Below are 11,846 nucleotides of genomic sequence, written 5' to 3'. Positions count from 1 at the left end.
GAATTAGAAAAATAAAAGTACCAACAATACCTACCAGCTCGGTTGCCTCTATCTCTAATAAGGATGCCGCCCAGACTCCAAAAAAGTAGCCGGCTATCATTAAAAAAATTGGAATTACATAAACAACTACAGTAGCAAATAAAACATTTCCCTTTTCCATTTCTATTAAAATCTGATCACCTCTTTTAACACCAACTTTGTCTTCAACTTCTAAAAAAATTTCATCTTGATCATGACTGTTACCAGCGAGACTACAGCTTTTATCACATTTACTGCAGGCAGAATATCTGGTTATTTTAACCTCTGCCATATTCTTTTTCCTCTTAACTACAGTAGCTAATTCTTCCAATAGAGTATACCTCCTGTTTTAAAAGATTATACCCCTACCATGTATATTAAGATTAAATTTTTTTAAATTTATACTGTTTTAATATATTCGTAGCCAGCTTCTTCAACAGCTGCCTTTAACTTGTCTTCAGCTATTTCTTTTTCCATTTCTACTACTGCCTGACCCTGATCAGCATCAGCTTCTGCAGAAATAACACCGTCAATTTTTTCTAATTCTTTTTTAGTGTGCATTTCACAATGTTCACATGACATACCTTCTATAATAATGGTCTTTTTCATTTTATTAACATCTCCTTTATACTTTATACATGTAGGGGGTATAGTGTATGATAACATCACTAAGTGTTTCTGTCAAGATTGAATTACTTTTTAAGTTCAATTTCTTTAACAATATCAGACATCAAATCATTAACCTCAACCAGCTCCAGACCCGCTTTTTCTATATTTTCAACTGTTTTACGATTAATATTGGCTCCCCAGGTATAAAGGCTGACCCAGTTAAACCAGTCCATAAACTTACCTACCAGCTCATTCTGGCTGCGCATATGCTCCAGCATTATTATTCTGCCGACTTCTTTGAGCACTCTTTTTAGTTCTTTTAAACCTTTAACCGGATCAGGAACCGAGCAGAATACACAGCTGGTGACAATCAGATCAAAATAATTATCTTTAAAATCCAGATTCTGAATATCCATTTCCAACAAATTTACCTCTTTATTATATTGTTTAGCCTTTTTTTCTGCTTCTTTAAGCATTTTAGGACTGAAATCTATAGCAAAAATTTCAATTTGACTAGGATAATATTCGATATTCTTGCCGCTGCCGACACCAGCTTCCAGTAATTTGATCTCACTTCTGTTCAATTCAGATTGATCAATTTTTCTACTCACTTTCTGCCATAGATTTTGACGCCAGCTTCCCATCTTTCCCTTTTCCATCAGCACTTCTAAAGAGTCATAGACCGGAGCAATTCGGTCATAGCGTTTTTTGATTTTATTATTTTTACTCATTGGTAAAAACACCTCTTTCAATACAAGATACCCCTATGTAGTATCTTAAGTATAGTATAACACTCGGGATTAATTTAGTCAAGGTTAAGAAGTAAATAAAGCGACTCCATAAAGGAGCCGCTATTTATATCTCTTATATTATTCTAATAATAAATTTGATATATAAACTGGATATTAATCTATAGCATTCCTAACCAACTTCATTATAAACTAAATTCATTAAAAATCATTGTAAGTCTTTTTTGCGAGTTAAAAATTCTTCCCTCGAAATATTTCCTAAAGCATACTCATGTTTTAAAATACTTAAAGCTTCCCTACTACTACGGTTTTTCTGTGATTTTATATAAAACACAATCCCTGTTATAATAAGCCCCCAGAATAACAGAGGCATTATCCACCAATAACTACCTAATAAACCAGAACCATATCCATTCAAACCATAACAATATCCCATTTATTAAAACCCCTTTCTAAATATCTTTTTTAATGTTTTCTAATTCTTCCTGTAATTCTACAGCTTCATAATCAAGCATTTTTGTATCTATTACCTTCATCGTTTTATCAATCTCATCAATTTGTTTTTCTAATTCTTTTTTTCTCTTTTGCAATACCTGAATATTTTCTTCAAGATCAAGCTTTTTTTCTATATATTTTCTGGCAGTTTCCTCACTGGAGGATACCATTGATTCAGCCATTTCCTCTGTTTTTTCTTTTTCCTCTATTAATTCGTTAAGGCGTTTTTCAATCTTTGACCTTAAACTTTCAACTTTTTCTTTACTACTTTTTAATTCTTTAATTTTTTCTTTATATTTATTAATGCTTTTGTTTTTATTATTCGGTTCATCTTCTTTTACTTCATTGTCCTGTAAACTGTTTTCTCTGCTGTCAAGACTCGATTCTTTAATATCCATCAACTGCTCAAAAGAAAGATTTCCATTATAAGCTCTATCTTTTAATGAATTATATCTGTCTTTACCAATCCTGCCTTCAGCATATAATCTTTTTATGAGGGAAATCTTTTCCTGAGTATCATCCGGCCGTCGATCATCATATCCTGTATTTCTGCTGTCATATCTACTACCATAGGCTCGAAAAAGATCATTTAAACCTCCTCCACATCCCATTATTATTCATCCCCCATCTTTTTAGCTCTTAGAATAGCAAGTTCTTCTTCTATTTTTGAATCACGCTGAATTTGATTAAGAGATCTATCAATATCATCTTTTGCATTAAGATCATTTACTAACTCACCATCAGCAACTAACTCATCTATGGCAGAAATTTTTGCTTCCTTCTTCTTTATCTTTTCTTCAGCTCTTTTGATCTGCTCATTTAAATCAGTAATATCACTGCTGGCCCCGGTAATAATCTCTTTTACTTCCAGCTGAGCATCGGCAGATTTATTTATAAAAGTCAACTCTTCTTTTTTCGTTTCTAGCTTTTTAATTTGTTCAGCTAGTTTTCTCTTATTAGATTTAATGACCTCAATCTTACTTTCTATTTTTTCTATTTCAGTTTTCAAAGTAGTTTTTTTTCCATTTAAGTCCGCCTTTTTCTCTAGAGCAGCACGTGCCAGTTCTTCCTTTTCTATATCCATAGCAGTCTGCGCCTGCTCCTGGGCAAGTTTTACCTTATCTTTAATATCTTCTAATTCTTTTTCCAGACCCTTTTTGATTGTAGTTAGCTCTAATAAAGACTTCTGTACCTGCTGTAAATGTTCCTTCATCTCCTGTAGAGATATATCCAATAGTTCTTCGGGATCCTCAACTTCATCCACAAATTTACTTATTTTTGCCTGAAATACTTTCTTCATCCTCTTAAATATTTTCATTTAATAACTCCTTCCTTATACCCTTACCAGGTAATTATATAATAATAGTTAAATATGAAGGAATTATGAATTTTATCTATAAATTATAAATTATCATGGTGTTAGTCTAAATATAAACATAATCATAAAATAATCATACCCCTATTATGTACTTTAAATAAAGTATAACGCTCAGGATTAATAATGTCAAAAAAAGATGCTTCCCCTCAAATAGGAAAGCATCTAAAAAAAATTAGTTAACCAGTTTTATTATAAGCAATTTTTATTAAAATCTTTTTCTGTCCCTGCAGTGATATAATGTTTTCCTGCTGCAGTTCTGATAATTTACGGCTTAAAGTTTCCTGAGTTGTTCCAATTAAATTTGCCAGACCATCCCGACTAAGCGGTAATTTGATTAATTTTTCCAGTTCATTTTTAGGAAGCAGACAGATTGTAGCAGCATCTGTACCGGCTGCTCCCATTGCAATTCCAATATCAGCTGTTACCAGAGATGGGGTATCATTAATTCCATCTCCCACCATAGCCACTTTATAGCCTTCACTTTTTGGCTCCATTACCGATCCCAGCCACAATAGATATCGGGGTTGAAATAACAAGTGCTCCCGAACAGCCAATGACCAGCAGAGTTAATGAAAGTCTGACACTGCCGCTGAAAAAATAGGAAATAATTGAAAGCAAAATAATTCCCGGAGTATAATATTTAGAAAATCTCTCCATCAACTTTTGAGTTGGAGCTTTTTCCTCCTGTGCCTCCTCTACCAGCTCTATTATTTTGCCAAAGGTAGTGTCATCTCCAACCTTTTCAGTTTTAATTTCCAGATAGCCATTTTTATTTATGGTCCCGCTGAAAACTTCATCTCCAGGATTTTTGCTAACCGGCAACTACTGCTGCTGCCACCATAGCTGTATTAAAAATTAGCGAATTAAAATTTAATAAATTACTTAACCAACCTACTGCAATTAAAACACCAGATATAACAACTATTTTTAATTTCTTTTTCATCTCAAACAACCTCCCCGATTACTTTGTACCACCGGTATAACTATTTTTCAGGGACACAGCTATGATATAAATCATTTTTTGCAAAAAAAAGACCTCAGCCAGCTTTAAAACTTTAAAGTAACTGAGGTTATAAAATATTAATATTTAATTTTTATTAGTTCTGTCTGAGAACAACTAATTTACATTTAAACTAAATTTAAAACTTTAACATCTTAGCATTAATTGCTACTATAACCGTACTCATTGACATTAAGACAGCTCCAACAGCAGGAGAAATCATAATACCAAAACCTGCCAGAACTCCTGCAGCTAGTGGAATTGCAAAGGCATTATAGCCGGTGGCCCAGAAAAGATTCTGCAGCATCTTTTTAAATGTCAAACTACCAAAATCAATCAGCTTTAGTACATCCATGGGATCACTTTCAACTAGAATTATATCTGCTGTTTCGGCGGCAACATCTGTCCCGGATCCAATGGCAATCCCAATATCTGCTTTGGCAAGTGCAGGTGCATCATTTACTCCATCACCAGTCATCGCAACAAAGTCACCCTCTGCCTGCAGCTCCTCTACTTTTTGCTGCTTCTGGTCAGGTAAAACTTCAGCAAAAAAGTCAGTTAAGCCTAGCTCATTACTTACATATTCTGCAGTTTTTTGATTATCTCCGGTCAGCATCTTAACTTTGATGCCTTTATCCTTAAGTTTCTGAACAGTCTCATAAGAACTTTCTCTAATCTGATCGGCCAGTCTAATCATTCCAATTAAATTATCCGCTTCTAAGACAAATACTTCTGTAAATGGACCTTCTTTTAAAGCATCCTCAGGTATTTCTATTTCATTATTTTCCAGATAACCGGGAGAAACAGCTTTCAGATCAGTACCATTAATCTTTCCAATTACACCTTTACCTTTCATAATTTCAAAATCATCAACTTTCAGCAGTTCAACTTGATCAGCCTCAGCTTTTTTTACTATTCCATTTGCAATTGGATGTTCTGATTCCTGTTCTAAAGAGGCTGCTTTCTGCAGAATATCCTGCTTATTGTATTCATCAGAAAAAGTTTCTACTGCCTCAACTCCAAATTCACCTTCAGTTAAGGTTCCAGTTTTATCAAATAACACCGTATCAATCTTGCGGGCATTCTCAAAAGCTGTTCGGTTGCGGATTAAAAGACCATTTTTCGCAGATAAAGTTGTTGAAACTGCAACTACCAGTGGAATTGCAAGTCCAAGAGCATGAGGACAGGTAATAACCATAACTGTTGCCATTCTTTCAATCGCAAAAGCTAGATCGCCAGTGATATAAAACCAGCTGCCAAAAGTTATAGTACCTGCAGTAATAGCAATCAAGGTCAGCCAGAAAGCTGCTCGGTCGGCAAAGTTTTGAGTTTTTGACTTTGCTGCCTGAGATTCCTTTACCATCTCTATAACCTGAGATAAATAACTTTCATCTCCTGCTTTTTCTATTTTAATCTTGATTGAACTATCTCCATTAACCGAACCACCAATTACTTCATCTTCTTCTTTTCTTTCTACAGGTTCTGACTCCCCTGTTAACATTGATTCATCTATATAAGAATTTCCTTCATAAATTACACCATCAGCAGGAATCTTTTCTCCAGGTTTGACAAGAACCTGATCGCCTTCTTTAAGCTCTTTTATTTTAACTTCCTTTACCTCTCCATCGACAATTTTATGAGCCTGATCAGGCATCAACTTAGCTAGTTCTTCTAGCGCTTGAGAGGCTCCCATAACTGAACGCATTTCAATCCAGTGTCCTAAAAGCATAATTACGATTAAAGTTGCCAGTTCCCAGAAGAAGAATCTACCTTCCAGACCAAAAACAACTGCTGAACTGTAAAAATAAGCAACAGAAATTGCCAGGGCAATTAAAGTCATCATACCTGGATTTTTAACACTTAACTCATCTTTGAGGCCTGTTAAAAAGGGCCAACCACCATAAAAGAATATTATTGTAGACAGGATAAACATTAAATAATTACTACCTGCAAATTCAAATGTATAACCAAAAAAGCTCTGAATCATAGGTGAAAGCACTAAAATTGGAACTGTTATCAATAAAGATATTTTAAAACGTTTTTTAAAATCCTCCAGCATTTTCTGATGATCCATTTTAATACCTCCTCAGTTTACTATACCCCTGTAATGTATCTTAATCATAGTATAACACTCGGAATTAATTGAGTCAAATTATATATAATACATATGCCCTTCTCCTTTTTCTTTTTGAACTTCCACAACACGCTGACTTAAATCAGCAAGGGTAATTGATTCCATTAACTTCTGCATCCTGGATTCTAGCTTCAGCCAGACCTCCTGAGCTACAGATTGAAAAACAGCTTCCTCACTATTTTCATTTTCAATCTGAATTTCTGGAGCTATTTTACCCTCTAAAATTTTCAAAATATCAGCCATGCTTATTTCCTCAGGTGCTCTATTTAACAAATAACCACCATGAGCACCCCTAACACTTCTGATTAAGCCATCCTTTTTTAAAACTGCAAAAATTTGTTCTAAATATCTTTCTGATATATTCTGTCTTTCTGATATTTCACGCAGTGAAACCGCTCCAGAATTCGCATTTACTGCCAGATCTATTAAAGCCCTAACACCATATCTTCCTTGAGTTGAAATTTCCATTTTTATAAACACCTCTTAAATTAGTATAAAAGAAATAATCAGACTTTTATGTAAATTCTTTTACTAATAAAATTTTACTACAGCAGGAAATCAAAAGCAAATTGCCCTTGACAAATTGAAGTTCTCTATATATACTTTAGACAGTATACATGTTAATTCCTATAGATTTACCGTAGATTAGGAGTGAGAAAATGAATTTACTTAATATTAAAGATCTTAATAAGAATTTCAAACAGGAAAATGGAAATCAGTTGGAAGTTTTAAAGGATATTAATCTAAAAATTCAGGATAAAGAATTTATTAGTTTTATTGGTCCCTCAGGCTGTGGCAAATCGACCCTCTTAAATATTTTAGCAGGTCTAATTCCTGCTTCTTCCGGACAGGTAATGCTCAAAAATAAAATGATCGAGCATCCAGGAAATGATAGAGTTATGGTCTTTCAGGAAGCTGCTTTATTTCCCTGGCTTACAGTTATAGAAAATGTCCTTTTTGGACTTAAAATCAAAAAAATTGGTAAAGAAAAAGCATATCAAAAAGCTTTAGAACAGTTAGAAGCAGTCCAGCTTAAAGATTTTAAGGACTCTTATCCCCACCAACTTTCTGGAGGAATGAAACAGCGAGTAGCAATTGCCAGAGCACTTGTATTAGATCCAGAAATTCTATTAATGGATGAGCCATTTGGAGCTTTAGATGAACAGACAAGGTTAATGCTCCATCAGCAGCTAATAAATCTCTGGCAGGATACAGAAAAAACTATTGTCTTTGTCACTCATAATATTAGAGAAGCTGTTAAACTTTCTGACCGCATTATTGTTTTTGGCAGCAACCCGGGAAGAATTATTGAAGAATTTAAAATTACTATTCCTCAACCACGAGATAGGGAAAATCCTTCCTTAATTAGAATAGAAAATAAAATTTTAAATATACTAAAAAAAGAAATCGGAATACAGGGTGAAAAAACTTATGAAAAAATTGCTACCTAAATCAATTTTTATTTTATTTATTCTGACGATCTGGCAGTTTTTATTTCAGTTAAATATCTGGCCTAATTTTCTCTTTCCTTCTCCTGTAATGGTCTTAACAACTTTAATTGAAGGTTTTAGAGATGGAACATTTATTTTTGCCATCACAGCAAGTTTTAAAAGACTACTAATTGGTTACAGCCTCTCTCTTCTCTGTGGTCTGATACTGGGCGTTCTAATTGCCAGTTTCCAGCTGATTGAAGATACAATTGGACCTTATATACTTGCCCTGCAGAGTGTACCAAGTGTCGTCTGGCTTCCACTAGCTCTACTCTGGTTTTCAATGGGAGAAAAAGCAATTATTTTTGTAGTAGTTCTTGGTGGTACCTGGAATATGGTAATTAACGCCAGTACAGGTATCAAAAATGTTCAGCCTGTTTTAATTAAGGCTGCAAAAACTATGGGAGTTAATAAGATTCAACTTTTCTGGAAGGTAATTCTACCGGCAGCTGTTCCTCATTTAATAACCGGAATGCGTCTTTCCTGGGCTTTTTCCTGGCGGGCTTTAATGGCCGGAGAACTAATTGGAAGTGGTGATGGTCTCGGACAGATTTTAATGTGGGGTAGAGATATGGGTAATATGAGTTTGGTAATTACAGTTATTTTACTCATTGGATCAATTGGTTATCTGACAGACAATTTTTTATTTAAGAAGTTAGAAACAGTAGTCCTCAACCGCTGGGGGCTAAACAACAAATAATTTTTGAAAAGGAGAATTCAAATTATGAGAAAAAAGAATCTAAAATTTAGTATTTTAATCCTGACAGTACTTAGTTTATTGATTATTACAGCCACCGGAACGGGGGCAGCAGCTTCTGAGATTGAAGAAATAACTATCGGATACTTCCCCAATATAACTCATGCACCGGCAATAGTTGGAGTTAGTGAAAATATATTTATAGACCACTTAAATGGTATCAAGATCAACACCAGAATTTTTCCTAACGGGTCTCTTTTTATGAATGCTCTGGCTACGAATCAAATTGATCTCGGCTATGTTGGACCCGGGCCAGCAATTAACCGCTATCTGCAGGGGGCAGATGTAAAAGCCCTGGCCAGTGCAAGTACCGGTGGAACAGTTTTAGTTACCCGCAGTGATTTTGAATATAATTCTGTAACAGATTTAAAAGATAAAATTATTGCAACTCCTGCCCTTGGCTGTACTCATGACCTGCTTTTTAGACAGTTAATTAAAGATCACAACTTAAATACAAATCGCCGGGGAGGAAGTATTGACCACCGGGCTCAAAAGCCAGCAACAATGGTTGGTCTATTTGCTACCAAACAGCTTGATGCTGCAGTAGTTTCCGAACCCTGGGCCGCAAGAATGGAATCAGATCTTAATTCTAAAGTAGTTGTTGACTGGGATCAGATGCCCTGGAATGGTAAACTACCTGCCGCTTTAGTTGTCTCAAGCAGTGAGTTTATCAATAATAATCCAGAATTAATTGATAACTTTCTTCAGGCACACCAGAAAACAGTTGAATATATAAATAATAATCCAGTTCAGAGCAGCAAAATTATTCAGCAGCAGATCAAAGAGATAACCCGTCAGGAATTATCTATTGAGATTATTGAGCGTTCAATGCAGAGAACCAATATTACTTCTGCACTTGATAGTTCTGTAGTCCAAAAACTGGCCGATCTTTCGGCAGAACTTGGCTTTATTAAAGGTGATCCTAATTTAAATGGATTTATCGACTCCACATATTTAAATAAAATAACCAGATAAAAATTTGTTATTAACCTGGAATTTTGAAATAATGTATTTAAAGTTACTGTTTAGATAATCTTAAAAAGTTAGGAAGGGTAAAAATGAAGGTAGTAAATAATATAACAGAATTAATTGGTGAAACACCGGTTGTTAAATTACAAAAACTTACTAATAAAAATGATGCAGATGTTTATGTTAAATTAGAGTATTTTAATCCCAGCGGCAGTGTAAAGGATCGTCCTGCTTTAAATATGATAGAGGAAGCCGAAAAAACTGGAAAACTTAATACTGGAGGAACAATAATAGAACCGACAAGTGGAAATACAGGCATAGGACTGGCAATGATTGCTGCTGCAAGAGGTTATAGATGTATTATAATCATGCCAGATAGTGCTTCTCAGGAAAGAATAAATATTTTAAAAGCTTATGGAGCTGAGGTAGTACTTACTCCTGCCCAAAAGCTTATGCAGGGAGCAATTGACAGAGCAAAAGAACTTAAAAGCAAAATTGATAATTCCTTTATTCCAAATCAATTTGAAAACCCGGCAAATCCTGCTGTCCACCAGAGAACAACTGCTTTAGAAATATTAGAGCAAATGAATGGTCAGCTGGATGCCTTTGTAGCCTCAGCTGGTACAGGTGGAACGATTTCTGGCACCGGAAATAAACTAAAAGAAAAATTGCCCGAATTAAAAATATACACTGTTGAATCAGAAAACTCTCCTGTTCTAGCTGGAGGACAACCAGGTCCACATAAAATACCCGGTACAGGACCAGGTTTCATCCCCCAAACACTGGACAGTTCTATTTATGATAAAATCTATCATATTTCTGATCAGGAAGTAATCGAAACCACCAGAAAACTGGCAGCTGAGGAAGGTCTTTTGCTCGGCCCTTCTTCTGGTGCAGCTGTCTGGACAGCTCTACAAGTAGCTAAAGATTTAGGTCCCGAAAAAAAGGTCCTTGCTATTGCTGCAGACACCGGCCAGAGATATCTTGGTGGAGAATTTTTCAGTTAAATATATACTAAATTACAGGGCCTCAATTAAGAGGCCTTAGTTGCTCTTCTTTTGGAAGTCTTTTCCCTTTCACTAGCTGTTGAAACCTTAGCAGCTTTACGCAGCCTTGATGCATAAAAGTTAATAAATCCTGCCAGAATTATCGCTGCCCCTCCAAAAACACTGAAGTAATCAGGTATCTCACTAAAAATAATTATTCCAATAATAACTGAAAAAACTATATTAGAATATGCATAAATAGATACATCTCCTGCTTTACTAAAACGATAGGCTTTAGTCAAAAAAAACTGAGCTAATACTGCAAATATTCCAAGTGCAAAAAGAGCTAAAACTTCCTGCAGATCTGGAACAACAAATTTCCCTGTGAAAAGAAAAGGTAAGGTTGCCAGGGTTGAAAAGGTACAGAATGCAAGTACAATAGTCTCTGATGATTCACTTTTTCTTAAGTGTCTTAAAAGGGTATATGATATACCAGATAATATTCCAGCACTTAATGCAATTAAAGCAGGTATCATCTCAGAGCCAAAACTTGGTTTGATTACAAATAAAGCTCCAATAACTGCAAAAGATAGAGAAAAAAGCTGGGTCTTTTTAATCTTTTCATTTAAAAATAGGGCAGCAAAAATCATTACAAAAAATGGTGATGTTTTATTTAAGATGACTGCATCTGCCATTTTCATCTGGGTAAGTGCATAAAAATAACTTGCAATACTTAAAAACCCAATCAAGCTTCTTAATAAAACTAACTTAAAATTATTGAGCTTTATTTTCTTTCCATTTCTACTAACAATAAATAACCCAAATAAAATTCCTACAAGATTTCTAAAAAATATCTTCTCTGTCAATGGAATATCACCCAAAAATTTAACTATCGCTGCCATTAATGCAAAAAATACTGAAGACAAAATCATATACATTATACCCTTCTCATCATCATCCACTTTTAACACCTCATTAATAAATTTATTGTCTTTCAAATTTTAACTGCCACTCATTATACAAGTATACAGTCCCTATGTAAAGGCTTAAATGAAGATTATTTTATTTTTTTTATTTGTATCATTTTTAGATGAAAATCAAGCTCCTATAAACACTTAACTAAGCATTAAACAGTCTCTGAGTCTATCAAAAAATCAATGTTAACTCTAACTCTAAAATACTCTCGCAGAATAACTATTATATTTATCCAAATCTTATATAAAATAAAGTTATCCAATATAAGATATTATTATTTTAGTAT

Annotated in this window: 16 protein-coding genes; 4 read left to right on the top strand and 12 right to left on the bottom strand. The window is 34.4% G+C overall.

Annotated features, from left to right (window positions below; translation table 11 throughout):
- From CI949_RS11405 to CI949_RS11355, 11 genes are all read right to left on the bottom strand, one after another.
- Positions 1-349: SoxR reducing system RseC family protein (locus tag CI949_RS11405; protein WP_290766626.1), on the bottom strand; the 349-nt coding region annotated here is incomplete at its 3' end.
- Between the two features lie 68 nt (positions 350-417).
- A complete protein-coding gene (locus tag CI949_RS11400; RefSeq protein WP_290766623.1) occupies positions 418-627 on the bottom strand; it encodes a heavy-metal-associated domain-containing protein in 210 nt (69 codons plus the stop codon).
- Between the two features lie 83 nt (positions 628-710).
- The gene (locus tag CI949_RS11395) at positions 711-1,358 is read right to left on the bottom strand and encodes a class I SAM-dependent methyltransferase (protein ID WP_290766619.1); all 648 of its coding nucleotides are present in this window, start codon (positions 1,356-1,358) and stop codon (positions 711-713) included.
- A gap of 226 nt (positions 1,359-1,584) precedes the next feature.
- A complete protein-coding gene (locus CI949_RS11390) occupies positions 1,585-1,812 on the bottom strand; it encodes an SHOCT domain-containing protein (protein WP_290766616.1) in 228 nt (75 codons plus the stop codon).
- A 16-nt stretch (positions 1,813-1,828) separates the two neighbouring features.
- Positions 1,829-2,482, bottom strand: a complete 654-nt coding sequence (locus CI949_RS11385; RefSeq protein ID WP_290766614.1) for a hypothetical protein — start codon at positions 2,480-2,482, stop codon at positions 1,829-1,831.
- Positions 2,483-2,484: 2 nt separating this feature from the next.
- The gene (locus CI949_RS11380; protein WP_290766611.1) at positions 2,485-3,189 is read right to left on the bottom strand and encodes a PspA/IM30 family protein; all 705 of its coding nucleotides are present in this window, start codon (positions 3,187-3,189) and stop codon (positions 2,485-2,487) included.
- A gap of 236 nt (positions 3,190-3,425) precedes the next feature.
- On the bottom strand, positions 3,426-3,743 hold the full coding sequence (locus CI949_RS11375; protein WP_290766608.1) for a helix-turn-helix domain-containing protein: 318 nt from the start codon (positions 3,741-3,743) through the stop codon (positions 3,426-3,428).
- Entirely contained in the window at positions 3,727-4,071 is a 345-nt protein-coding gene (locus CI949_RS11370; protein WP_290766605.1) for a hypothetical protein, read from the bottom strand. Before CI949_RS11370 ends, CI949_RS11375 begins: the two co-directional genes overlap by 17 nt.
- Positions 4,061-4,192, bottom strand: coding sequence for a hypothetical protein (locus CI949_RS11365; protein WP_290766602.1), 132 nt, complete (start codon positions 4,190-4,192; stop codon positions 4,061-4,063). The genes CI949_RS11370 and CI949_RS11365 overlap by 11 nt, the downstream gene beginning before the upstream one ends.
- A 196-nt stretch (positions 4,193-4,388) precedes the next feature.
- Positions 4,389-6,323 carry a copper-translocating P-type ATPase gene (locus CI949_RS11360; protein ID WP_290766600.1) on the bottom strand — a complete coding sequence of 645 codons (1,935 nt, stop codon included), beginning with the start codon at positions 6,321-6,323 and terminating at the stop codon, positions 4,389-4,391.
- A 78-nt stretch (positions 6,324-6,401) separates the two neighbouring features.
- Positions 6,402-6,851 carry an Rrf2 family transcriptional regulator gene (locus CI949_RS11355; RefSeq protein ID WP_290766597.1) on the bottom strand — a complete coding sequence of 150 codons (450 nt, stop codon included), beginning with the start codon at positions 6,849-6,851 and terminating at the stop codon, positions 6,402-6,404.
- 191 nt (positions 6,852-7,042) lie between these two features.
- On the opposite strand from CI949_RS11355, the gene CI949_RS11350 reads away from it, so the two are divergent.
- The 4 genes from CI949_RS11350 (at position 7,043) to cysK (ending at position 10,606) form a co-directional block, all read left to right on the top strand.
- Positions 7,043-7,834, top strand: a complete 792-nt coding sequence (locus CI949_RS11350; protein ID WP_290766594.1) for an ABC transporter ATP-binding protein — start codon at positions 7,043-7,045, stop codon at positions 7,832-7,834.
- Positions 7,815-8,573 carry an ABC transporter permease gene (locus tag CI949_RS11345; RefSeq protein ID WP_290766591.1) on the top strand — a complete coding sequence of 253 codons (759 nt, stop codon included), beginning with the start codon at positions 7,815-7,817 and terminating at the stop codon, positions 8,571-8,573. Before CI949_RS11350 ends, CI949_RS11345 begins: the two co-directional genes overlap by 20 nt.
- Before the next feature lie 24 nt (positions 8,574-8,597).
- On the top strand, positions 8,598-9,605 hold the full coding sequence (locus CI949_RS11340; protein ID WP_290766588.1) for an aliphatic sulfonate ABC transporter substrate-binding protein: 1,008 nt from the start codon (positions 8,598-8,600) through the stop codon (positions 9,603-9,605).
- An 83-nt stretch (positions 9,606-9,688) separates the two neighbouring features.
- A complete protein-coding gene (gene cysK / locus CI949_RS11335; RefSeq protein WP_290766585.1) occupies positions 9,689-10,606 on the top strand; it encodes a cysteine synthase A in 918 nt (305 codons plus the stop codon).
- A gap of 26 nt (positions 10,607-10,632) precedes the next feature.
- Here the strand turns inward: cysK and CI949_RS11330 are convergent, their stop codons facing one another.
- Entirely contained in the window at positions 10,633-11,547 is a 915-nt protein-coding gene (locus CI949_RS11330; RefSeq protein ID WP_290766582.1) for a DMT family transporter, read from the bottom strand.
- Positions 11,548-11,846: the final 299 nt, after the last annotated feature.

It is taken from the genome of Halanaerobium sp. (assembly GCF_003070835.1).
Note: the sequence above shows the minus strand (reverse complement) of the source record. Positions and strands in the feature narration are given on the sequence as shown.

Bases quoted from the DNA above. Each gene is read 5' to 3' on its own strand.
- CI949_RS11390 (WP_290766616.1), bottom strand. From the start codon at position 1,812: ATGGGATATTGTTATGGTTTGAATGGATATGGTTCTGGTTTATTAGGT.
- CI949_RS11395 (WP_290766619.1), bottom strand. From the start codon at position 1,358: ATGAGTAAAAATAATAAAATCAAAAAACGCTATGACCGAATTGCTCCG.
- CI949_RS11375 (WP_290766608.1), bottom strand. From the start codon at position 3,743: ATGGAGCCAAAAAGTGAAGGCTATAAAGTGGCTATGGTGGGAGATGGA.
- CI949_RS11400 (WP_290766623.1), bottom strand. From the start codon at position 627: ATGAAAAAGACCATTATTATAGAAGGTATGTCATGTGAACATTGTGAA.
- cysK (WP_290766585.1), top strand. From the start codon at position 9,689: ATGAAGGTAGTAAATAATATAACAGAATTAATTGGTGAAACACCGGTT.
- CI949_RS11365 (WP_290766602.1), bottom strand. From the start codon at position 4,192: ATGAAAAAGAAATTAAAAATAGTTGTTATATCTGGTGTTTTAATTGCA.
- CI949_RS11340 (WP_290766588.1), top strand. From the start codon at position 8,598: ATGAGAAAAAAGAATCTAAAATTTAGTATTTTAATCCTGACAGTACTT.
- CI949_RS11380 (WP_290766611.1), bottom strand. From the start codon at position 3,189: ATGAAAATATTTAAGAGGATGAAGAAAGTATTTCAGGCAAAAATAAGT.
- CI949_RS11350 (WP_290766594.1), top strand. From the start codon at position 7,043: ATGAATTTACTTAATATTAAAGATCTTAATAAGAATTTCAAACAGGAA.
- CI949_RS11385 (WP_290766614.1), bottom strand. From the start codon at position 2,482: ATGGGATGTGGAGGAGGTTTAAATGATCTTTTTCGAGCCTATGGTAGT.
- CI949_RS11355 (WP_290766597.1), bottom strand. From the start codon at position 6,851: ATGGAAATTTCAACTCAAGGAAGATATGGTGTTAGGGCTTTAATAGAT.
- CI949_RS11345 (WP_290766591.1), top strand. From the start codon at position 7,815: ATGAAAAAATTGCTACCTAAATCAATTTTTATTTTATTTATTCTGACG.
- CI949_RS11360 (WP_290766600.1), bottom strand. From the start codon at position 6,323: ATGGATCATCAGAAAATGCTGGAGGATTTTAAAAAACGTTTTAAAATA.